Genomic DNA, 22,153 nt, shown 5'->3' on the forward strand with positions numbered 1-22,153 from the left:
CCCCCCCCGGCTGACGACGGCCGGTGGCCGTGCCACCTCGACCACGGCGCCACCGGACCGCGGGAGGTGCCCGGTGTGCTGCCGTGGGATCAACAGCCCTACCGTCACTGTAAGTCGGCGCGGGCAGTGCGGGCTGGACGCTGACGCCGGCGTCGCTGTGACGCAGATGGGCCAGCTCGTTGCGCATCTGCTGGCGCTCGGTCTGCTCGTCGGCCAAGAGGCTGACCTTGGCCCGTAGTTCCCAGGGATCGACGGGTTTGGTGAGGTAGTCGGCGGCGCTGGTGGCGAAGCCGGTGAACGCGCACTCCGGTCGCGGGGCATGCCGGTGAGGAAGAGGACCAGGATGTCCTCGGTCTGGTGGAGCCACTTGAGGCGGGGTGGCGGTCTGCAGGCCGTCCATACCGCCGCCGGTCCTCACCACGCCCAGCAGGACCAGGGAGACGCACTGCCGCAGCGTGGCCTTGGCTTGCGGTTTAACCTCGGCGCGAGATGAGTCCGGCGGGCGACTCCGTGGGCCAGCAGAACCATTCGGCGGTTCCTCCCTCGCTGTGTCTCTGCCCGGCGGCGTTCGGCCGGGCGGCCCGACGACCACCAGCCGAGCTGTTGCGGCCTGCTCGATCAGCGCGGCGGACGCCTCGGCCTCCTGTACGAGGGTGTAGACCGGGAGGCCCCGGGAAGTCGGCTCGGACGTCTTCGGCGTGCGCGGCAGCCTGGGCCAGCGCCTGGACCGCCTGCTGACGTACAGCAAGTCCGACACCGACGACGACACCTGCCTGATCGGTATCGAGGTCCTTGAGGAGCAGCAGCCGTGACGGGTCGCCCGTAGACCCATCACGGGCCGGACGGGCCGTCACATGTCGTCGGCGAGGAGTTCGGCCAGGGCCAGCATCTCCGGGTCGTGGGGCCACCGGTCGGCGAGCGCGTGCACGGCCGCCTGTCGCAGTCCCCAGTCGGAGTCGTCGGCGGCCCGTTCCCGAAGCAGCACCTCGGTGGCGGGGTCGCGGCGCCAGCCGCCGGCCAGCGCCTCGACCGCCGCGCGCCGGCTCGTCGCCCCGGTGCCGTCGGTGACTATGCGACGAAGCAGCTCGCCGGTCGCCCGTTCCTCGCGCCAGCCCGTGGCCAGGAAGTGGATGACTTCAGCGCGCAGGAAGTCGTCGGGGTCGTCGACGGCGAGCCGACGCAGCAGATCGCGGGTCCGCGTGGTGCGGAAGCCCAGGACGAGGGCCCGGACGGCGGTCGTGCGGACGTAGGAATCGCGGTCCTTCTCAGCCCGCTCACGGAGCACTTCCTCGGTCGCGGGGGCGTCGCGAAGGCTCGCGCCCAGCATCCGTATCGCCGTCGCTCGTACGTACGTGGCGTCCATGCCGACCGCGAGTCTGCGGAGCAGCAGCCGGGTGTCCGGGTCGTCGCGCCATCCGGCGGTGATGGCGAGGACGGCCATTTCGTGCGTCCTCGACTCACCCTTGCCGTCGGCGATGCGGCGCAGCACCGCTCCGGCCTCGGGGTCTCCCGGCCACAGAGAGCCGAGGGCCCACAGTGCGGCCTGCCGCACCGACTCGCTCGCCTGTGAGGCGGCGAGCTCGCACAGCCACGGCAACGTACGCGGATCATCGCGCCATCCGGTGGCCAGAACCCGTACGGCGGCCACGCGGACGTCCGCGTCCGGGTGCGCTTCGGCACGCTCGCGCAGCAGCAGAGGAGTCCGCGCTTCGGCGCGACGCTCGACGACGAGTGGCCCGAGCGCGGTGATGCGCGGATCCTCCGGGGGTGCGGGGAAGGTCGCCAGGGCAGCGTCAGAACGGACGGGTCCGGCCCGCATCCAGTCGAGCGTCCGCTTGGCGGTCTCGCACAGCCACCTCTCGGCAGCCGGATCGGCGGCGATGGCTTCCAGCAGGGCCGCATTCAGCGGGTCGTCGGGCCAGCCCTCAGCCAGAATGCGGAACACGCTGGTCCGCAGGTGCGGGTCGGGATCGCAGGTGGCACGCGTGCGGACGACGGCCCCGGCGTCGGGGTCGCCCGGCCAGCCGGAAGCGAGACACCGCACCGCGGTGAGGCGGACTTCGGAATTTGGGTCGTTGGCGGCGTACCGGCATATCGCGGCGTACGTCTCGGGCTCGTCGCGCCAGCCGTTGACGAGTGCTCCCAAGGCTCCCCGGCGGAGGTAGGTGTCGTCGTCGTTGAGCCAGCCTTGCAGCAAGCGCGCGGCAGCCGGGTCCATGCGACGGGCCAGGGCGAACAACCGGACCGAACGCTCCCTCGTCTCTCCATCGGGGTCCGCCTCTGCGAATTCGCAGAGCAGCCGAGCCAGTCGCGGGTCCTCGGGCCGTTCCTGGATGAGCGCACGGAGGGCCTCGACTTTGGTGGCCGGCGCGGGGCCGAAGGCCGCCTGGCTGTAGAGGTTTTCGTAGAACTCGGGGTGGTCGCCCAGCAGCGCGGCGCCGACCTGTGCGGCCGGTGGCACCTCGAACCAAGCGAAGTTCTCCCCCTCCCTCATGACACTGAGGAACTGACCGCGCGCCAGGTACCAGTCGCAATAGAGCCGGTGGACGGTGGGACAGCGTGCGCCGAGCCGGACGAGCACAGGCGGCAGGGACTCCTCCACCGCGCGCATGACAGGCGAACCGGGGCGTACCCGCTCCGCGACCACATGCTCGATCAGCGCGATCACCGCGCTCACGACGGCGGAGCACTGGGCGGGCAGTGCGCCGGGGTCGCGGACCTCACCGAGGCAGCGGGCGGCGAGCACGATGTGGTGGGGGATTTCGCGCGAGGACGCCCCGGACAGGCGGACGAACCACAGCGGATCGGCCGCCAGGAGGTGGGCGACGATCCGTCCTGCGACCCGAGGTTCGACCATGCCAGCGGTGAGGACGAGGGATTCGTGCCGGGAGGGGTCGTTCCAGGTTGTCGCCGATCGGAGCCGGTCGACCAGCTCGACGGCAAGCGCTCCGAGAAGCTCGTCAAGTGGGACCAGTCGGTGGGCGAGCTCGGCGGACGGCATGCCGTAGATGGCCCGGGCCCCGAGCGGTGTCAGCGATACCTGAACACCATGCTGGCGTCCGTCGTGGTGAATCGCGACGGACCGGCACATCAGACCGCCGGCCACGCTGCCGAACCGGGTGACCGGTGACCCGTCGTCAACGCCCGCCGCCACCTCCAAAGGATCTGACAGGCTGATCACCGCAGTGAGCGCGCGGCTCGGCTGCCCGCAGTGCACCCCGGTTGGGAGCCCGCGGAGGTCGAAGCCGACATACGAGTCGACGTACTCCCGCAAGACGGGCGCCGGACGTGCACCGATCCCGGTGGCCGTGTGGTCCTCCATTTTCGTCAGTGTACGAGCCGCCCAGTCCCGGAAGATCACGTTCCAAGGACTGATCACCACCGTTTGCGGTTGGGCTTGAAGTGGCGGCCGCGGTGGGGGCCGTGTGTCGTTTGGTGACCGAGCACCATGGGGCCTCGGCCGGTGAACCGATCGCGGCCCCCGCGCAGTCCGCGGCCGAGGCGGGTGTTCACCCCGCCCGCGCTCCCGTCCACCTCACCCGCCCTCTGCGTGTAAGGACGCTGTCAGCGGACCGGCCAGACCCGGACGACGGCCAGACCAAACCCTGTCCATCACTTCTGCTCCGCCGCGAAGCCGCTCGCCAGGACACCGCAGCCGGGGACGTAGTCGACGGCCTGGGCGAGCATCGGTTCGAAGGGCGGAGTGAGGACCACTCGGGGTTTACCTCCGAGCCGGGCAACGGCAGCCTCCCCACCCCGGCAGCAACGCGGCGCTGCCGGGCGGGCGGAGAGTGTTTTGGCCGCCACGCGCTGGCCTGAACCACGGTGCCGGTCTCGACGGGGTCGAGGTGGCCCAGCCAGGGCGGGGTGGTGCTGGCACCACCCCGGATACGGGCATTGGGGGGATCGTCCGGTGGGGCGGGGTTGTCTGAGGATCGGGGTGTAACCGAATCGCTCCGACCGGGGGGAACCACCCACATGCACCTCTTCAGGAAGCCCGCGCGGTGGGCCACGGCCGCCGCGTGCGGGCTGCTCGCCCTCGCCGTCCTGCCCGCGTCGCCGGCGGGCGCTGCCGGGACGAAGGGCGGCGCGGCGGCCGTGCCAGCGCGGTACGCGCAGCAGCGCCTCGACTGGCAGCCGTGCCAGTCCGGTGCGCTGGAGTGCGCCTCCATGACGGTGCCGCGCGATTGGTACCGCTCGGGCACGGGGGCGGACCTGACCGTCGCGGTGTCCCGGCACCGGGCCGCGGACCCCGCCGCGCGGCGGGGCGTGCTGATGATGGCGGCCGGCGGGCCGGGCGCCTCGGGGCTGGGCCGGCCGGCGGGGCTTGCGGCGTACTCGCCCAAGCTGGCGGCCGCGTACGACGTCGTCGGCTTCGACCAGCGCGGGGTCGGAGCCAGCACACAGGTGGTGTGCTCCGACCAGGACGCGGTGGACGCCCTGTTCACCAGCGGCGACCTGCGCGACCGCTCCCGCCGGGCCGTGGACGCCACCGTGGACCGGGCCCGGAACTTCGTACGGGACTGCGAGCGGCGGTCGGGCGACCTGCTCCCGTACATCACCACCGACCAGGCCGTGCACGACATGGACTTGTTCCGGGCGCTGCTCGGCGAGTCGAAGGTGTCCTACTACGGCCCCTCGTACGCCACCTTCCTCGGCGCCTACTACGCAACCGAGTTCCCGCGCCGGGTCGACCGGGTGGTGCTCGACAGCAACATCGGCTTCACGGGCAGCTGGCAGGAGTTCCTGACGGGCCAGCCGATGAGCTTCCAGCGCCGGTTCGAACAGGACTTCCTGCCCTGGCTCGCCGCAAACGACGCGACGTACCATCGGGGCCGGACCGCCGAGGAGGCCAAGGCCTCGTACGAGCGGCTGCGGCGCGCGCTGGGCGAGCATCCGCTGGACTTGGAGGGGACGACGGTCACCCCCAACCACCTCGACGCCGCCGCCACCTCCATCATCTACGACGGCGACCGCTTCCCCGACCTGGCGATGCTGCTCGGTGTCCTTGAGCACCCGAAGGCGGCTCCGTCGGCCGCCCGCAAGGCCCTCGCCGAGAAGCTGAAGCACCCGCTGGGGGCGCAGTTCGCGGCGGACTTCTTCTCCGTCATCTGCCAGTACACCCCGTGGAACCACGACAGCGCCTACTGGGTCCGCCGGAGCGCGGCCGACGGCGCCGCGTACCCGATGGCCGGGGCCCGTGAGCTGACCTTCGCCTCGGTCTGCGTCGCCTGGCCGCGCTCCCAGGCGCCCCGGGTGCAGGTCACCGGGCGGGAGCTGCCGCCGATCATGATGCTCAACTCGCTCCACGACCCGGCCACTCACTACGAGGGCGCGCTGCGGGCCCACCGGGGAACGGCCGGATCCCGGCTGATCACCGTCGGTGGTGGCGACCATGGCGTCTACCAGTCGCACAACCCCTGCGTGGACGCGTATGTCGAGAACTTCCTCCTCGACGGCCGGATGCCGACCGAGGATGCCTCGTGCGCGGGCAAGCCGCTGCCCGACCCGACCGCCGGCCGGTAGGTCGGCTCTTTCGGATCCTGCCGGTCAAGCCCGCGCCGTCCGGTGCATCGGCCCGCTGGCGGCGCGCCCACGGTGCCGGAGACACCTCCGCGAGGTGGAAGCCCTCACCACCGCATACACGGCGGTGATGAGCGCGGAACAGAGCTCCGCGTGCAATCTCCTCGAGGCCGCGGCTCCACGCCGGAACACCCGTGGCCCGTGCGGTACTGAACGCCTCCGCGCACGAGGCCATCGCGCGGGAACAGAAGTGGGTCACCACCAGACCGGTACAGGCCCCGCGCCACGACCTGCCCCGAGCCCACGTCCCGACCGAACTGCTGACCGGACGCCGCCCGGGGGATGCGCCGCTGAGCCGCCCCCTTCCCCGGGCGGGACCGGCCGGACCGGAGACCGGAGAAGGGGCACCGTACGCCCCCCCCCGCAGCCTCGACGGCCAGGTCGGCGTCTACCTTCAACTCCCTGGGGAGGTGAAGATGGAGCGGTCGGTCTTCGAGTCCACCTTTCAACTGCTCCGCCGTGGTGGGTGCCTGTTCAGAGGTACGGGGTCGGCGGTTCGGGTGACCAAGCCTGAGACCGCCCGAGGAGCCGCGCCACCTGGCACATCTCGGCGGAGGCCGGGTCCGGAACTGCCGGGTGCTGGCTCGCGGCGGGACGTCTACTGGCCTACCTATGGAGCGACAGGTGAATGAGCAGACGAGCGAGGCCGGTTGGCGGGCCAGCGTCTTGGTGACGGGCGCGACCAGGGAGATCGGGCTGGCCACAGCTCTGCTCCTTGCCCGTCAAGGCCGGCGGGTGATCGAGGCTGCCCGCTCGCAGGACAAGGCCGACGCGCTGGTTCGCGCCGCCCGCGACCAGGGGCTGGTGTTGGACGCGGTGGTCATGGATGGACGGCGAAGCCTCCCACCGGCGCGACTACACGGTGTGCGAACAACGCGGCAAGCCTCAACGAGGCAAGCCGCCCAGCCACCGGACCCCTGCTGGCCACCTGCGACGCGCCGCTGGACATGGAGAGCCCTGGCGATGGCGCGGGCCACCGGCTGCGGTCCGCCGGCCGACCGCTGGATGCGGGAGAAGAGGCTCGCGGCCCGGTCATGGATGCCGACGTCGGCGTCAGCAGGGGCTTCGCCAGTAGTCAGACCGGACAGATCCTCCTGGGCCCGGTCCCAGAACGGGGTCGCGACCGTGCCGGGCTCGACGAGGACAACCTGCACGCCGTAGCGACGGACCTCCATGCGCAAGCTGTGCGTCGCAGCGCTAAGCGCGGTGCCCGCCGGGAAGGTGGAAGCCACCGACGGTATCCCTGATCTTCGGAGTGTGGGCCATGTGGGATCCCAATTCGCTGCTCGGGGCGGGCACCCGCGCACGGTCGCGGTGGCTGGGCGGATCAGGCGGGAAGGGACATAAGGAGCAGGGGGTTGGTGGTGGGCTGGGGGGAGCCTCCGGCGGGTTCGAGGGTGAGTCCGACGGCGCCGGCGTCGGCGGGGTTGCCGGTGAGGATGACGGTGCCGTCGTGGTCGATGAGTCCGGCGGGGTGCATGGTGCCGTTGTGGTCGAGCCACAGCTGGTAGGTCTTTCCGGCTCCGGGCGCGGGAAGGTTGGCGGCGGTGAAGACGGCCTTGTTCTGCCGGTCGGAGGAGACCACGGTGGTCAGGGCGCCGTTGGCGGCCTTCCCGTGGACGGTGCGCGCGTCCGGGGCGGCCAGGACAGCGCTGACCGTGTCGAGATGCCGCTGGGCCTGGTGGGCCTGCTGCTTCAGGTGCTGTGCGTTCTGCACCTGCCACACTGTGACGCCGCCCAGTGCGGCCGCGGCCACACAGGCGGCCAGCGCAAGTGGCACGGCCCGTCGGCGCAGGATGTCGCTGAGCGCGGGCGCGGCGGCGGGGGCGGGCACGCGGGGCGGCAGTTGGCGCACCTCGTCGATTGCGGCCATGGCCTGCGCCTTGGCCGCGGCGGGGGGCGGCTGGGAGACGGCTGCGGCCAGGCGGGCCGCGGTCGCTTCGAACTCGGCGGTTTCCTGCCGGCAGGTCTCGCAGGCGTGAAGGTGGGCCTCGAAGGCTTGTCGTTCGCCGTTGTCGAGCGCGTCGAGGGCGTACGCGGCGGCGAGGATGTGGGCGTCGGTGGCGTGGTCTTTCACGTGGTCACCCCCATGCAGTCGCGGAGCCGGATCAGCCCGTCGCGCATGCGTGTCTTGATGGTGGGAAGAGGCGTGCGCAGGGCTTGGGCGACTTCACGGTAGGTCAGCCCCCGGTAGTAGGCCAGGGTCACCGCCTGCCGCTGGAGCTCGGTCAGCCCGCGCAGACAACGGCGTACCTGCTCGGACTCGAGGCGGGTCTCGACCTGCTCGGCGACCTCGTCGAAGGCGGTGGTGTGCTCGCGGGCGGCCTGGGCTTGCTCGCGGTCGGTGGCGGCCTGGGCGGAGCGGACCCGGTCCACGGCCCGCCGGTGCGCGATCGTCGACGCCCACGCGGTGACGGAACCGGCGTCGCGCCGGTAGCGGGCGGCCTGCCGCCACAGGTCGATCATGACTTCCTGGGCGACCTCCTCCGATTGCGCCCGGTCGCGTAGGACCTTGACCACGATCCCGAACACCAGGGGGGCGAGGGCGTCGTAGAGCACGGAGAAGGCCTGTTTGTCACCGTGGGCGACCTTCTGCATGGTCTCGGTGAGGTCGTGGCGGGCGTGGTCGGCGGAGGGGCCGGTGTTGAAGGGGATCGGTTGGTTCACCTGTGGGGCTCCGGCTGTGGAGAGAAGGCGGAGAGGCGGCCTGGGGCGGCCGTCGGGGGGCGGGGCGTCCATCGCATGCCGGTCCTTGTGTCGTCGCTGGTGCGGGACCGGACCGCCCCGGGACGGTCCGGCCTTGGAAAGCTGGGCGTGTGTCTCCTGTTCTTCGTAGCCGACGGGCTTGCGGATGGGAGGCCACTTCGTCACCCCCACGCACCTGGACTAACCCGTTGGAGGGGACCCGAGCCCCTCGGCCAAGCCGGTGGGGAGGCGGCGGCGAAGAGCGGCTGTGAGGGAACCCGAGGGCGTTCACGGGGCTTCCTCACCGGCCGCGCGGGACCTCCGCGCGGCCGTACACCCTCACAGGAGGTATGAAGACATGGTTGATGTGCGACGAGGTCTGGCCGTGGCCATGGCGGCTGGCGCGGTCGTGATGGCAGGCGCGTCGGTGGCGTCCGCTGACGCGGGGGCGCAGGGCGTGGCCGCGTACTCGCCGGGCGTGGGCTCGGGCAACCTCATCCAGGTACCGATCCACATCCCGGTCAACGCCTGCGGCAATAGCGTGAGCGTCATCGGGCTGCTGAACCCGTCCTTCGGCAACACCTGCGTCAACGCCTGACCCCGCACCCGGGCAAAGCCCCGGTTCGCCGCCGTCAAGACGGGGAGGCGCGGGCCGGTGACCAGACCCGGCGCGGGCAACGCGGCCCGGGGGGCCGCTGCGCGCGAAATCCGTGCCGGGCGGGTCGGCTGCGGGTGGCTGTCGGCACAGCCACCCGCAGCACCTCCGACGCTCTTACGACCTACCACGTGAGGACGGCGATGACCTGCTTGCCGACGCCCGAGCGGCTGACGAAGAGGTCTGCGCCAAGCGCCCGGACGATCTTCAGTCCGCGGCCGCCCGACTCGACCTGCCGCTGCCGGACGCCCTTCCCGTCGTGCTCGGACAGCTCTGTGGAGCCGTCGGTGACCGCGACGCCGGCTCGCCTGTCCTCCAGACTGACCGTGAGCGCGTACGGTCCCTCCGCGTGCAGGACCGCGTTGGTGACCAGCTCGGAAACGATCAGCACGAGGTCCTCGGCAACCGCGTGCGGGCAGACAGCCGGCTTCAGGGCCAGCAGTTCTGTCACGGTCCGGCGTGCGTGCCGGGCGGCTTGCCCGCCCGGCGGGAGCTGGATGTGCAGCGTGGCCGGACACCCGCAGGACGCGATGACGGGGTCCATGATCATTCCTCACCGTTGGCGGCACCCGGCCCCGGGAACCGCGGTGGAGGGTGCGGGAGTGGGGTTCCGGTGAGCCCGGAACCCCACGACGGCCTGCCGGCAGTCACCACTTGTCGTGGCAGTTCCAGTGGCCGGGCACCCAGTGCTGCTTCCAGAAGCCCTTGCCCCACCATCCGTCGTGCCACTTCCCGTGATGGCCCCAGTACCCGTTGTGCCAGGTGCCCTGGTGCCACTTCCAAGCTGAGTGGCCCTTCACCCAGCTGCACCGCTCATGACGGTCCCACCGGTCGTGCCGGTGGTCCCGGTCGTCGGTGACCGTCGAGGTCACTGCGGACGTGGCCGGCGCAGCGTTCGCCGTGGCGGACACGCCCAGCACGGACGCTCCTGCCAGAAGGGCCGGCCGACGCTGCCCCTGCCATCAGCCTGCGCACGTTCACAGCTACGGTCATCGCACTCACCTCCTTTTATTTCTGTCGATCGTGGAATCGGTGTGCTGCGGGGCCCGATCAGGGACCTCACGCGGAGGATTCGGGACGAAACGCCGGGCGGATTGTGTCCATATGCCAGACCGCGGTATTCGACCGGCCGGGTGGCATCCGGACGCATAGCCCATCCCGGCCGTGCCCTGACGCCGAATCGCCCCGGTAAGCGGTCCCTTGAGGGGGTCCGTGGGCTGCCGCCGGGCCGCCGGACGGCCTCGGCCGCCACGATCGAAGGCGCCCGTCGTGGTGTGGAAGTTCCAAGCAATCCACCACGGCACGGCAGCCGGAGTGCGCGAGGAAGGCAGGCCACCAGCGGTGTCATCAGCGCCGCCGGACTCATCCTGGCCGCCATCTTCGCCGCACTGGCCGTCATGTCCCTGCTCTACGTCGCCCAGATCGGCTGCATCGTCGCCATCGGCGTCCTAGATCGGCACTCTCCTGGTACGCCTCTTCCTCGTCCCCGCCCTGATCTTCGACCTCGGCCACCGCACGTGGTGGCCGACACTCCTGCCCAGCGACCGACCCTCCCCTGCGCGGCCGCGCGGCAACACCGGCGTGCGGATTTCCCTCTCTCGCAGGACCGACCAATCCGCCGGGCCGAGGCTGCCGAATGCCGGGTGTGAGCAGCTTCCGCAGCATCCTCTTCCGCGCCGCTCGGGGCGCCCTGGCCGGTGTGCTGGCCGCGTTCACTGCTCTGGCCGTGGCCGAGCTGGTGGCCGGACTGGTGCGTCCGGCGGCCGGGCCCGTGACGGTCGTCGGGGGCTCGGTGATCGACCGAACGCCTGCCGCGGTCAAGGACTTCGCGATCCGCACGTTCGGCGAGAACGACAAGACCGTGCTGCAGCTCGGCATCCTGGCGATGCTCGCCGTCCTCGCCGTGGGGGTGGGCATCCTCGCTCTCTCTCACCGGCGTTCCGGCGCCGCCGGCGTGCTGCTCTTCGGGCTCGTCGGCTCTGCCGCGGCCCTCAGCCGTCCCGACTCCACCGGCATCGGCGACGCGCTTCCCTCCCTCACCGGAGCCTTCGCGGGGGCGGTCGCCCTGTATGTCCTCGCCGCCAAAGCCGTACGCGGCCCGGGCGCCGACTCGGAAGGTCAAGGCGCCCAAGGGTGGAGCAGGCGCGGTTTCCTCGCCGCGGCCGGTGTCACTGCTGTTGCAGCCGGCTCGGCCGGGGCGCTGGGCCGGTATTTCACCAGCCGTCAGGGCCAGGGCGCTGTCGCCTCCCGCACGAGCCTGGTCCTGCCGACTCCTGCCTCCCCGGCGCCCACCCTCCCTGCCGGTGTGCAGTTGAAGGTGGCCGACATCAGCCCCTTCACCACCCCCAACTCCGACTTCTACCGCGTGGACACCGCCCTGAGTGTTCCCAAGGTCGACGCGGGCACCTGGCAGCTGCGCATCCACGGCAAAGGGGTCACCCGGCCGCGCTCCTACCGCCTCGACCAGCTCCTGGCTTATCCCCTCATCGAGCGTGACATCACGCTGACCTGTGTCTCCAACGAGGTCGGCGGCCCCTATGTCGGCACCGCCCGCTGGCTCGGCGTCCCCCTCGCCGACCTCCTCAAGGAGGCCGGTGTGCGCCCACCGTCCAGGGGAGGCACAGCGGACCAGCTGGTGGCCCGTTCGGTGGACGGCATGACACTCGGCTCGCCGGTCGAGGACGTCATGGACGGCCGCGACGCGATGCTCGCGGTCGGCATGAACGGCCAGCCGCTGCCCTTCGACCACGGATTCCCCGTGCGCATGCTGGTCCCCGGCCTGTACGGGTACGTATCCGCCTGCAAGTGGATCACCGACATCGAACTCACCACCTTCGATGCCTACGACCCGTACTGGGTGAAGCGGAAGTGGGCCCGCCTGGCGCCGATCAAGACCCAGGCACGCATCGACACCCCCAAGCCCTTCGCCCGCCCCGCCGCCGGCACCATCACGGTCGCCGGGGTCGCCTGGGCCCAGCACCGCGGCATCACCCGCGTCGAGGTCCGCATCGACGACGGCTCCTGGCAGGACACCGACCTCGCGCCCCAGGCCACCGTGGACACCTGGCGGCAGTGGTCCTACCGCTGGAACGCCGAACCCGGCGGACACACGATCACCGTCCGCGCTACGGACGGCACCGCCACCGTGCAGACCGAACAGCGTGCCCGGACCATCCCCGACGGAGCCAGCGGCTGGCACAGCGTCTTCGTGACCGTCCCCTAGACCACCCGAGATTGCCGCCAGGCCACCTCCCGGGCAGCACAACCACCCCGATCACAACCGACAAGTCCTTCAAGGAGAACCAGATCATGAACAGCATGAAGATCCGCCGTACCGCGATCGCCGTCACAGCAGCCGCTCTGCTGCCGTTCTCCCTGGCCGCGTGCTCCGACTCCGGCAGCAACACCAAGGCCGCCCCCACCGCGGCAGCCGGCGACCAGGCCAAGACCGGCGAGAACACCCCCGCGGGCGACTCAATGACCGGCGACCAGCCCTTCGGCCCGGCCTGCGCCGGCGTACCCAAGGAGGGCGCCGGCTCCTTCGACGGCATGACCAAGGACCCGGTCGCCACGGCCGCATCCAACAACCCGGCCCTCTCCACCCTGGTCGCCGCCGTCAAGCAGGCCGGCCTCGTCGACACCCTGAACAACGCCAAGAACATCACCGTCTTCGCGCCCACGAACGACGCTTTCGCGAAGATCCCGAAGGCCGACCTCGACAAGGTCCTTGCCGACAAGGCCACCCTCACCAAGATCCTCACCTACCACGTCGTCGGCCAGAAGCTCACCCCCAAGCAGCTGGAGAACGGAAGCTTCGAAACCCTCGAGAAGGGCATGGTCACCACGAAGGGCTCCGGCGAGTCCTACAAGGCCAACGGCACCTCCAACGTGGTCTGCGGCAACGTCAAGACCGCCAACGCCAACGTCTACATCGTCGACACCGTCCTGATGCCCAAGTAGAAGTCGGCACCGTCGCGCCTGCGAGCCCGTGCGGCCCGGCGCCCCCGCGAGGGAGGTGCCGGGCTGCACGCGTGGTGAGATCGACGATCGCGGCCTTCCTGCGGACAGGGGTCGCAGGCCATAATCGGGATGGTCGGCGTAGGCGGTTGAGGAGGCGTTCGCCGGCGGCGGGAGTCCTGGAGGCTGGCGGCAGCGACCACCACAGTCAGCATGAGCTCCCGTTCTGTCCATGCTGATGGTCCGTTTGCGTCCGACGATCTTCTTTCCGGCATCGGCGCTCTGCTCGCGCGCAGGCACGTTGGTGCTGTTTCCTGTCCGGTGGGTGGGTTCGGACACTCGGAGTGACTTGAGATTTACCTGCCGTCAATGCCTGGGTGGGTCTTTGCGGGTAGACGCTGTGGGTCGGTGAGGGTGCGGGGGCTAGGGCGGCAGTATGGATCAGGCTGTTGAGGGAGAGGGCCGGCATCTGATGTCAGGCCGTTTGCCGATGGTGAGCGCTGCGTTCGAGGATGGACAGGCGATTGCCGATGGCCGCGGACTGGCTCTGTCGTTTCTGGCGGACGTGCAGGCGGTGCATGGGCTGCCGGTGTCGGAGCAGGTGATGGGCACGGTCGAGTTGGTGGTGAGCGAGCTGGTGACCAATGCCCGCAAATATGCCCCGGGCCCCTACTTGTTGGCGTTGGAGGCATGCGAGGGCGCTGTCGAGGTGACTGTCTGGGACAGCGAGCCGACCTTGCCGGCGGTTCAAGCCAGTGACCCGCTCCGGATAGGCCGGCACGGTCTGGAGATCGTCATGGCGGTGTCTCGGAGCTTCGAGGTGCACCGCGAACCGGTAGGCAAGCGCATCAAGGCGGCTGTCGCGCTGGCCGACGGTTGGGGCACGGACATGGGCGGCTGGCCGGCGGTGTGACCAGGGAGCCCGCCCGGGCTGGGCGGTGTTCGCGTCTTGGGCCGGGTGATACGGCGGGTCATCAGGGCGATGGCGGCCCGGGTGATCAGGGTTTCGGAGTGCTGGACGAGCCGTTCCCAGGTGCACGCCGTCGGGCGGTCATCATCCAAGCCCAGGTCCGTTCCACGCCCCAGCGGCGGGGAAGAACGGTGAAACCCGACACGGCGACCGGCGCGGCCCTCTTCTCACCCCCGCTTCGGCGGGGCAGGCGCTGAAGAGTGACGGCTGAGTTGAGGGCAGAGACCGTCGTGTGCCCCTATCGCGCGGCGAGCCCAGGCGACGGGGCCAGGCTCGTCCGATCGCGGTTGCAGCCGGGTGCCGCCTGACGGTGACGTGGCATATCCGGTCTTGCCCGCACTAAGCGGCTGATCGCGTCCCGGCGGGGAAAGTGGACTGAGCCCCGCCTCTGTCCGCCAGAGCCGCGCCGGCCGAAGGGTACAGGCAGGCGGCTTGCACCCCCGTGCAGGTGCCGTCCCCGCCTCTCCATACTGTCGGCGGGCTGGGCGTGACCGTAGCGCACCTCGTCCTGCCTTTTCGCGGCATCGTGGCCTGGACTCCCCCACCGGCCTGTACTCGTCGGAGTGGAAATGCGGTTCAGGCCCGGTGGAACAGGTCTCCGGTGTTGACCGGACGCCGGCCACCGCACGCTGGGCCGGGACGGCGGGGTACTTCTCGGCCCTCGGCGAGCCACTGACGTTCGACGGCGTCGTAGATCGGCGCGTCGGACACCTGACGGAATTCCTGGGTCAGCCGGGCGAATCCGGCTCGCTCCAGAGGCGAAACGGTTTTCTGCTCCATGCCGGGTCCAACGAACTCGGTCGGCCGATGTGGCGGCGCGTAACCGTTCCGTCATGAACCGCCGCCGTGAAGGCCGGCATTGCCGACGGCCCCTCGCCGAGACCGTCGTCGACGGGCACCCCGAGGACGGCGTGTCGCCGGTCTCACGCACTGCAACTTCCCGACATCCCCCGTCAGCCGGTGCCGAAATGGTGCGGCAGGGTTGATGCCCGGAACGCCAGCGAGCCTCACACCCGTACGGCGGAACGCCGCACAAGGATGGGGTTGCCCCGAGGGCCCCGGCGCCCCGGGCAGAAGCCGAACGCATTGATCACCACGGACATCCAGCGCAAGGGCACGGTCTTGGTCAGCGTCACCGGGACACTCGACGAGGACGCGGGGCCCAGCGCTACAGCGGGCGCTGGACAATGTCACCGCTGCCGAGCGAGACCTCGTGGTCGACCTGCACGGCGCGGCATCCATGGACGCCGCCGGCCTGCTCCACCTGCTGGCCCTACACCGACGCCCGGAGGACCTGGGACTGCGCGTCCTTTCGACCCACGGCCTAGGTCGTCTCTTTCGGATCTTGTCGGGCCCGCGGTGTCCGGCACCGCGCCTGGCCGCGTTGTCGGGGCACCCGAGTACGTCCCGTACTCGGGTGCCCCTCCGCCTTGCCATGCACGGCACCGGACACCGCGGGCTCGGCCGACAAGATCCGAAAGAGACGACCTAGGGCGGCCGATCAGCCTGGGCACCCGCCGGTGGGCCATGACCTGCTCGAATGCGGGTGCGTCACCCGCCTGTCCCGGCGTGACGACGAACGCGAGAGGCCGGCACCCATCCCCGGTTCCACCTGCACTTCACACCGACCAGCGCGTGGCTGAACCTGGTCGAGCGTTGGTTCGCCGAGCTCACCCAGAAGAAGCGTTCACCGCTCCGTCCAGGCCCTCGAACGCGACATCCGGGCCTGGCTGACCGACTGGAACGACCAGCCCAGGCCCCGACGGACCCGCTGAAACCGGAGCGGGTGGCGGAAAACACCCTGGTCAACGGCCCTGTCCGCGCTCACCTCCGCCACCAGGTCCGGACGGACCAGCGTGACGTCCAGGACGTTCACGGCTCCCCCACGCCGCCGCGAACGTGACCCCGGTCCACAGGTGCCCGGGACCGGCCGCGGCCAAGTGCCGCGCAATGTCTGTTTCTAACGGGTTCTGTTGGCTCCACCCTTCCGGATTCGTCTGGCCTCCCGGCTGGGCTGGACGGGTGCCAATGGAGACTTGGCAGAGGTTCCGAACTCAGCTGGCCACCCAGGGCCTCGATCGAGTAATGGCAAGAAGGGGGTGCCCTGGCTGCCGCCCGGGGCGGATGCCCTGCCAAGAGCCTCAGACCGTGGGCGGACCCTCCTGGTGCCCAGTGTGGCCGGTGACGTGGCAGCGGCACTTCCGCCTCGTCCGCCAGCACCTGGACACCGGCCGGGCACTGCCCACCACGGCGGGCGAGGTCCTGCGCCAGGACCTCGGCCCGCCAACGAGGACGAGAAGCCGAACGCGCGCACCAGCCAGGCCGACAAGTGGGCCATGCACTACGCCGCCGCAGCGCAGTACTTCGCCCTGGCGGGCAGCAGCTTCGTCAGCTGGCCAGGATTACGGAGGCGACTGTCCGCCAGCCCGCGTCGGTCCGGGCGGCGAGGTAGAGCACGCGGACGCGCTGGAACTCCCGCCCCTGGCTGTCCTGGCGTGCCCAGGTGACTTCGATCTCTGCGGCCCGCTCGTTGAGGGCGCGCACCACCGGGTCGAGGGCCTTGCTGCCCCCGTAGTCGGCGTCGCGCAATCCGCGCAGTTCGTGTGCGAGTCCTTGGGAGAGCGCCTCGGCGGAGGTGAGCACGGTGTGGGCCGTCCCAGTGGTCATGCTGATCGGCACGGAGAAGTAGTCGAGGAGCGGCGCGGGGTCGGTGCTCCCCTTCGCCGCCAGTCCGATGAACGTCTCAACGTATCCGTCGAACCATGCCTGCGCTTCGTTCGCGACGGCGGCCAGATCGGTGTGCGTCATGATTTCGTGACCTCTCTTGCATGGATTTCAGGTGTGGGTTCCCTGGAGGAGAGTGTGCTTTGCCGTCGTGTCACCGGTCGGCTGCGAGTGCGGGCCACAGCCGGTTGGTGAGCGTGTAGTGGCCCAGGTGGTTGGTGGCAGACTGCGCCTCCCCGCCGGGTCCGAGGCGGGTCTCGGGCAAGGCCATCCCGCCGGCGTTGTTGATGCGGATGCCGATGCCGCGGCCGGTTGCCAGGAACTCGTCCGAGGAAGCGTGCACGCCGGCCTGGTCGCCCAGGTTGAGGCGGCGTACTTCGACACGGTCCAGTGCGTCGAAGGCTTCCACGGCCACCTCCGGGCGGCGGACGGCGACGACGACAGTCGCGCCCCGCAGGGCGCGTGTGGTCTCCAGCCCCAGTCCGGAGTTGCCGCCGGTCACGACGGCGAGCCTTCCGGTGAGGTCAGAACCTCGGCCGCGGCGCTGTGCGCCCCCGAAGCCGGAGTCGATGGCCTGTTGTGCTGTCATGATCGCCAATTTCTTGCGCGTGGAGCGTGAATGGCGTCGCCATAAACGGGGAGTTCCCCGGTTAGCCACTACCGTAACCGGGGAACTCCCCGGTTGTCCAGATAGACTGGTGCCATGACGAAGGAGCAGCCTTGACCACCAAGCCGAGCGTGTTGCGCGCCGATGCCCGCCGCAACCGGGAGCGCATCCTCGAAGCGGCCGTTCGCGCCTTCTCCGAGAAGGGCCCGGACGTAGCGATCGACGCGATCGCCAAGGCCGCGGGCGTCGGCTCGGCCACGCTCTACCGCCACTTCCCCACGCGCGAGGCGCTCATCGAGGCGGCCTACCGCAACGAGCTGGCCCGTGTCTGCGACAGCGCCGCGACGCTGCTCGACGGCCGTGCCCCGGACCGGGCGCTCCGCCAGTGGATGGACGACTTCATCGACTACCTGGCTGCCAAGCAGGGCATGGCGGACGCGCTGCGGGCCGCAGCGGCATCCGGTGCGGACCCCTTCGCCGAGACCCTCGACAAGCTCGCCACCGCGATCGGCACCCTGCTGCACGCCGGCGCCGACGCCGGTCTCCTGCGCCCGGATCTCGACCCCGTCGATGTCGGCTTCAGCCTGGCCGGCATCGGGCTGATCACCAGCGCCCCCGCCCAGCGCGAACGGGCCGGACGCCTTCTCGACCTACTCCTCGACGGCCTCCGGTACGGAGCGGACGGGCCAGCGTCCAGCTCGTGACCCCGCTTCGGCCCGGTCCGAACCCGAGCCGGGTTGCCCCCGACATGTTCCGCACCCACTCATGTCGTCCTCGAGCAGCGTCCAGATCTCGATCAGCTCCTGCGGCTCCCAGTCCTGCCGCACCCGCATCCCTCCGCCCCACCCGAGATCACTCGTTCAGCTACGAGACGCCCAGTGATGGGAAACGACACCCCGCCGTGCGCACCACCGCAAGGCCGCACGGGCGCGCGCCGTGTCCAGAGCTCGAAGCCCGTGAGGAGAAACGCGTCACCGTGCGTCAGCTCATCCATCGAGGATCCCGAACCTGACGGGACCGTGGGGGCAGAACGTGCGAGGCCCGGCCGGCGCCCAGCGCCACCAGTCTGTTGGATCAGGGGCATGACCACGACCTCCCCCACGGGAAGGAACCGCGCCCGCTTCGGGGCCGTCCGCGGTGGTGTTTGTTGTTGTTCGAACAGCACGTGTTCCGTCGCAAGGAGATCATCGTGGCAGCCGCCGACATGGCAGACGAGAAGTCCTGGTACGCAGTGCGCTGCGTCTTCCAGTGGGACGCCGGGGAGAGCACACCGTACGAAGAACGCCTGACCTTGTGGCAGGCCACCTCGATGGACGAGGCCATCGCCAGGGCCGAAAGCGAGGCACACACGTACGCAGGTGAAAACGGCCATCACTACCTGGAGTTGGCCCAGTGCTATCGCTTGGCCACCCCAGGACGGCCGGGCGACGGAGACGAGGTCTTCTCCCTGCTCCGCGACAGTCCCCTCGACGGGCAAGCGTATCTGGACCGCTATTTCGACACCGGCCAGGAACACCAGGCCATCACACCTCAGCAGTGACGGCTGTCCGACGGCGGGCGAGACCACCACACCGCTGCTGCAGTCGGCGACCCTGTCCGTTTGCCTGCCGCTGCCGGTGAATACGGGCCGACCTTCGGCGAGCCGCATGTCGACGAACGGGCGGCTGGCGGAAGCCGGGGACTGCGAGGTGCCCGTACAAGGGTCGGTCACCGTCACGGGACCGGGTAATGGGTGGCCAGGTTGTCTTGGGCGGGTCTGTGGTGTCCGGCCGGGCCGACGGCGAAGGCGCGCAGGACGTTGGTGGTGACGGTACGGGTGAAGTGTCCGGCGCGTGCATCGAGGCCGTGGTTGGCGCGGTCGCCTGTGGGTGTGGTGGCGTCCAGGGCCTCGACCCAGCGCATGGTGCCGGTCGCGAAGACGGCGGCCCCGCCCGGCAGCGACAGGTAGGCGGTGTCCGCGAACGAGGGGCGGCCTTTGCGCACGACGGGTGAGTGCGCGAGGACCTCGATCGGCCTGGGCGTGGGATGGGCCGGGTTTACGCGGTCGTACTCGATGCCGACCAGGTGCGGGAAGGAGTCGCCCGCGCGTGCGCCGGTGCCTTCCAGGAGCCAGTGGTGGGGGTGGGTGACCACGTAGGGGGCGTCCACCGGGTATCCGTCGTAGATCACTCCGAGAAGGGAGCTCTCCGGGTCGCGGGCCGGCATCCGCCGGAACTCGTGCGTGGGCGGGCAGCCCTGCTGGTAGCCGGGATCCTGGGCGTAGTCGTCCCGGTAGCAGACGACAATGCGGTCCTCTCCGAGCGGGGAGGCCTCGGATCGGATCCGCCGGTAGCAGCAGTTCGCCCCGAACACGGCCAGGTTCATGCCCGCATCGCGTGCCCGGGTGACGTGACGGCGCTGCTCGGGGCTCCAGTACTCGTCGTGGCCCGGCGAGACCACCGTCCTCACCCCCCGCAGCAGACCCGCGTCGTTTGCCACGTCCAGGCCGGTCGCGTAGGCGAGGGGCAGTCCCAGACGTTCGGCGAGGGCGATCAGCGGAGCCTCGTAGACGAGGAACTGGCCCGCGCCGTTGCGGTTGAGGTACGGGCGGTCGAAGGACACCCGCAAGGACCGCGAGCCCTTCTTCCCCGTCTTGCCCCTGTAGAGGTCCGTGCCGCCCCACCGGTTGTACGCCTGCCACGTCGCCACCGCGTTCACCACCACCGTCCGGCCCGCGGTCACCGTGGACCGGACGGTCACGGGTACGTACCGCTGGGCCTTCCCGTCCGTCGTGTCCAGCCGCAGCAGGTAGCAGCCCTCCGGCCAGCCGGACGTGTCCACCTCCACGGTCCGGCGCCAGTGGGCCGCGTGGGCCGTCCGCGTCACCGGGTCCGTGCGGGCCGGAGGCTGGAGCACGCCGGGGAGGTGGGCGGAGCGCCACACCAGACGTGCCCGTGCGCCTCCGTACCAGCCCATCCGGAATGCGGAAACCGTGTAGAACCGGGCCACCGTCGACAGCCGCAACGCCAGCGGCTCCCCCGCACGGACACTCGTCCGCTCCGCGAACCCTTCCACGGCCCGCGCCGGCCCCCGCCGGGTGATTCGCCAGTCCGGAGAACCCGGCAGCGCGTTCTCCGCTGCCACGTCCAGCCCGGATACCCGCCCCGCACCGTCCGCCGAGCCGCCCGTAGTCGTGGCCGCGGGAGCCGCACGAGCCGGCATACCGGGCCACGAGGTCATCGCGGCGGCAGCGGTCAGGCCCAGGAACCGTCGACGCCCCGGCCCACCTGCCCGGTTGGGAACATCTGCCTGGTCCACCGCGTCACCTCGGAACTCCACATCGGATGGACCCGTTGTAGACCACCGCCCGCGCCCCAACCGGCACGACGCGCACAGCAGCCGTCAGACCATCCCCCTGCGGGGGGGTGGGTAGGTCCCGCGCTACTGCGGCGCCGCGTCCCGGCACCCGGTCCCTCCTGGACCCGGACACGTCGACGTTCCATGCTCATCTCCCCGGCGCCCAGAACAGGGCCACCGATAGCTCCACCCCAGCAAGTTCACGCCGGCCAACGTCACCCCTGTCCGGGGCCAGGGCCTGGGCAATTACGTGGACTTGAGACTGCTTCCACCGCCAGGCAGCGCGGATTCGCGTACAGCGGGTCATTGGCCGTCGGTGATGTAGTAGTCGTTCTTGAGGTACTCCAGGGTGTAGCTGCCGAGGTCGCTCTCGGTGAAGGTGGCGGAGGACCTGACCGCTTCGAGTGGCATCTCGATCTTGTCGAGGGTGTGCACGCGGACGCGCTGCGGATCGACCGTCGCGGTCTGCAGCGCCTTCTTCTGCTCGGGTGAGATCATCTGGAACACGATCACGTACGTTGACGTGCACGGACCGAATCCCTGGTCCTCTGCCTTCTTCGCGCCCGGCCCGGCCACTTCGCAGACCGTGTCGATGTCCTCACGGCCAAGCCCGTGGAGGTACTGCTCGTACCGCTGGATCGCGCGCTCCTTCGTCATGGGTGCGGGCTGGTTGCCGGTAGGGACGGTTGACGGCTTCTCGGTGCCGGCGGACGCGGACGGCGCGGCCGACGGCTCTTTCGTCGACGTCGACGCGGACGGCTGCGAAGGCTTCGCGCCCGCGCCCTCCTTCACCTTCTCCGGACCGCACGCGCACGCCACCAGCACCACGCAGGCCGATACCGCTGCGCTCACCATCGTCCGTGTTTTCATCAGATCCCCTCCACCAGCCGACTACACCGTCAAGCGTTCACGCAGGATCTCAGGGAACGGTTCCCGAGCCGGTCCAGGAGTCGTGCCCGGGCCGCGCTCGCTCTCGTACCGCGGACGCCACCGCGCTGCCCGCGGCGAGGGGCGCCGCTTCGTGAGATCGGAGCCAGGGCTGCCGCCGGGCCGCCTTCGCGGGCGGCGTGGCGTCAAAGGCCACGTAGAGGGCGGGCAGGCAGGTGGGCGGCGAGGGCGGGGGGGTTGCGGGCGCGGGCGGCCGCCCGGTGCTGCAGGCCCTCAAACGACAGGGTACCGGCCCCCACGTCCCAGGTGAGCACCTCGCCATCGAGGACCAGGCCGCCGGGCAGCGGCGGCCACCAGATCCGGGAAACACGCCCTGGACCAGAGCGCCGCGGCAAGTCTGGAACAGCACCCGCCCACCCGGCTCCGGCGGGGTGAAGACGAGCAGCCGGAACCCGTCGTACTTCAACTCATACGCCAGACCCGAGCCGGAACGCGGCGGGCCGGGATCGTCTCGGCAGCCTGCGCCAGCATCGGCACGACCGGAGGCCGCAACACCACCTTTCAGCGGCACAGCACAGCAAAACGCCCACGCCTAAGGCGTGGGCAAAGGGGACTTCCGAACCACGACAGCTGAGGCGGACGGTATGTGTCGCACATGCTGGCACCACAGGAAACGAGCACAGGTCATGGCTTGAACCGTGTCCGCAGGCCGGCCGAGGCCAGCGGGCGCGGCCCCCGGGTCCGCCCC

18 protein-coding genes and 3 pseudogenes are annotated in these 22,153 nt (G+C 70.5%); 10 read left to right on the forward strand and 11 right to left on the reverse strand.

What is annotated here, in order from left to right; translation table 11 throughout:
• Positions 1–850 precede the first annotated feature (850 nt).
• The gene (locus ACIP5M_RS08475) at positions 851–2,857 is read right to left on the reverse strand and encodes a HEAT repeat domain-containing protein (protein WP_401195040.1); all 2,007 of its coding nucleotides are present in this window, start codon (positions 2,855–2,857) and stop codon (positions 851–853) included.
• A gap of 42 nt (positions 2,858–2,899) precedes the next feature.
• A pseudogene (locus tag ACIP5M_RS08480) lies at positions 2,900–3,322 on the reverse strand (AraC family transcriptional regulator); the annotation flags it as partial.
• Between the two features lie 656 nt (positions 3,323–3,978).
• Between ACIP5M_RS08480 and ACIP5M_RS08485 the strand changes: the two are divergent.
• Positions 3,979–5,526: an alpha/beta hydrolase gene (locus tag ACIP5M_RS08485; RefSeq protein WP_401193677.1), complete on the forward strand. Its 1,548-nt coding sequence runs from the start codon at positions 3,979–3,981 to the stop codon at positions 5,524–5,526.
• A gap of 669 nt (positions 5,527–6,195) precedes the next feature.
• On the forward strand, positions 6,196–6,744 hold the full coding sequence (locus tag ACIP5M_RS08490; protein WP_401193678.1) for an SDR family NAD(P)-dependent oxidoreductase: 549 nt from the start codon (positions 6,196–6,198) through the stop codon (positions 6,742–6,744).
• Positions 6,745–6,910: 166 nt separating this feature from the next.
• Here ACIP5M_RS08490 and ACIP5M_RS08495 read toward each other — a convergent pair whose 3' ends face one another.
• Entirely contained in the window at positions 6,911–7,660 is a 750-nt protein-coding gene (locus ACIP5M_RS08495; protein WP_401193679.1) for an anti-sigma factor, read from the reverse strand.
• Positions 7,657–8,250 carry an ECF RNA polymerase sigma factor SigK gene (gene sigK / locus ACIP5M_RS08500; protein WP_401193681.1) on the reverse strand — a complete coding sequence of 198 codons (594 nt, stop codon included), beginning with the start codon at positions 8,248–8,250 and terminating at the stop codon, positions 7,657–7,659. Before sigK ends, ACIP5M_RS08495 begins: the two co-directional genes overlap by 4 nt.
• Positions 8,251–8,626: 376 nt before the next feature.
• Here sigK and ACIP5M_RS08505 point away from each other — a divergent pair, with 376 nt between their 5' ends.
• Complete coding sequence (locus ACIP5M_RS08505; protein ID WP_401193684.1) at positions 8,627–8,866, forward strand: chaplin; 240 nt, start codon at positions 8,627–8,629, stop codon at positions 8,864–8,866.
• 181 nt (positions 8,867–9,047) lie between these two features.
• On the opposite strand, the gene ACIP5M_RS08510 is transcribed toward ACIP5M_RS08505, so the two are convergent.
• Together ACIP5M_RS08510 and ACIP5M_RS08515 are read right to left on the reverse strand one after the other, a co-directional pair.
• Positions 9,048–9,467, reverse strand: a complete 420-nt coding sequence (locus tag ACIP5M_RS08510; protein WP_401193686.1) for an ATP-binding protein — start codon at positions 9,465–9,467, stop codon at positions 9,048–9,050.
• Between the two features lie 103 nt (positions 9,468–9,570).
• Positions 9,571–9,843, reverse strand: a complete 273-nt coding sequence (locus ACIP5M_RS08515; RefSeq protein WP_401195109.1) for a hypothetical protein — start codon at positions 9,841–9,843, stop codon at positions 9,571–9,573.
• Between ACIP5M_RS08515 and ACIP5M_RS08520 the strand changes: the two genes are divergently transcribed.
• From ACIP5M_RS08520 to ACIP5M_RS08535, 4 genes are all read left to right on the forward strand, one after another.
• Complete coding sequence (locus tag ACIP5M_RS08520) at positions 9,739–10,572, forward strand: MMPL family transporter (RefSeq protein ID WP_401193689.1); 834 nt, start codon at positions 9,739–9,741, stop codon at positions 10,570–10,572. The two genes, ACIP5M_RS08515 and ACIP5M_RS08520, sit on opposite strands and share 105 nt — an antisense overlap.
• Positions 10,560–12,146 carry a molybdopterin-dependent oxidoreductase gene (locus ACIP5M_RS08525; protein WP_401193692.1) on the forward strand — a complete coding sequence of 529 codons (1,587 nt, stop codon included), beginning with the start codon at positions 10,560–10,562 and terminating at the stop codon, positions 12,144–12,146. The genes ACIP5M_RS08520 and ACIP5M_RS08525 overlap by 13 nt, the downstream gene beginning before the upstream one ends.
• A gap of 86 nt (positions 12,147–12,232) precedes the next feature.
• Positions 12,233–12,883 (forward strand): fasciclin domain-containing protein, encoded by a 651-nt coding sequence (locus tag ACIP5M_RS08530; protein WP_401193695.1) that lies wholly within the window; start codon positions 12,233–12,235, stop codon positions 12,881–12,883.
• A 433-nt stretch (positions 12,884–13,316) separates the two neighbouring features.
• Positions 13,317–13,793 carry an ATP-binding protein gene (locus ACIP5M_RS08535; RefSeq protein ID WP_401193698.1) on the forward strand — a complete coding sequence of 159 codons (477 nt, stop codon included), beginning with the start codon at positions 13,317–13,319 and terminating at the stop codon, positions 13,791–13,793.
• A 1,502-nt stretch (positions 13,794–15,295) separates the two neighbouring features.
• On the opposite strand, the pseudogene ACIP5M_RS08540 reads toward ACIP5M_RS08535, so the two are convergent.
• Positions 15,296–15,442: pseudogene (locus ACIP5M_RS08540) on the reverse strand (IS5/IS1182 family transposase); the annotation flags it as partial.
• Between the two features lie 5 nt (positions 15,443–15,447).
• Between ACIP5M_RS08540 and ACIP5M_RS08545 the strand changes: the two are divergent.
• Positions 15,448–15,610: pseudogene (locus ACIP5M_RS08545) on the forward strand (IS630 family transposase); the annotation flags it as partial.
• Between the two features lie 628 nt (positions 15,611–16,238).
• On the opposite strand, the gene ACIP5M_RS08550 reads toward ACIP5M_RS08545, so the two are convergent.
• Together ACIP5M_RS08550 and ACIP5M_RS08555 are read right to left on the reverse strand one after the other, a co-directional pair.
• A complete protein-coding gene (locus tag ACIP5M_RS08550) occupies positions 16,239–16,658 on the reverse strand; it encodes a hypothetical protein (RefSeq protein ID WP_401193700.1) in 420 nt (139 codons plus the stop codon).
• A 70-nt stretch (positions 16,659–16,728) separates the two neighbouring features.
• On the reverse strand, positions 16,729–17,163 hold the full coding sequence (locus tag ACIP5M_RS08555) for an SDR family NAD(P)-dependent oxidoreductase (protein WP_401193702.1): 435 nt from the start codon (positions 17,161–17,163) through the stop codon (positions 16,729–16,731).
• A 131-nt stretch (positions 17,164–17,294) separates the two neighbouring features.
• On the opposite strand from ACIP5M_RS08555, the gene ACIP5M_RS08560 reads away from it, so the two are divergent.
• Together ACIP5M_RS08560 and ACIP5M_RS08565 are read left to right on the forward strand one after the other, a co-directional pair.
• Positions 17,295–17,885, forward strand: coding sequence for a TetR/AcrR family transcriptional regulator (locus ACIP5M_RS08560; RefSeq protein WP_401193704.1), 591 nt, complete (start codon positions 17,295–17,297; stop codon positions 17,883–17,885).
• Between the two features lie 446 nt (positions 17,886–18,331).
• Positions 18,332–18,721, forward strand: coding sequence for a hypothetical protein (locus tag ACIP5M_RS08565; RefSeq protein WP_401193707.1), 390 nt, complete (start codon positions 18,332–18,334; stop codon positions 18,719–18,721).
• 173 nt (positions 18,722–18,894) lie between these two features.
• Here ACIP5M_RS08565 and ACIP5M_RS08570 read toward each other — a convergent pair whose 3' ends face one another.
• Positions 18,895–20,304 (reverse strand): N,N-dimethylformamidase beta subunit family domain-containing protein, encoded by a 1,410-nt coding sequence (locus ACIP5M_RS08570; protein ID WP_401193710.1) that lies wholly within the window; start codon positions 20,302–20,304, stop codon positions 18,895–18,897.
• Between the two features lie 516 nt (positions 20,305–20,820).
• Complete coding sequence (locus ACIP5M_RS08575) at positions 20,821–21,387, reverse strand: hypothetical protein (protein ID WP_401193713.1); 567 nt, start codon at positions 21,385–21,387, stop codon at positions 20,821–20,823.
• Positions 21,388–22,153 lie beyond the last annotated feature (766 nt).

Source organism: Streptomyces sp. NPDC088762, from assembly GCF_044750905.1.
Taxonomy (GTDB): Bacteria; Actinomycetota; Actinomycetes; order Streptomycetales; family Streptomycetaceae; genus Streptomyces.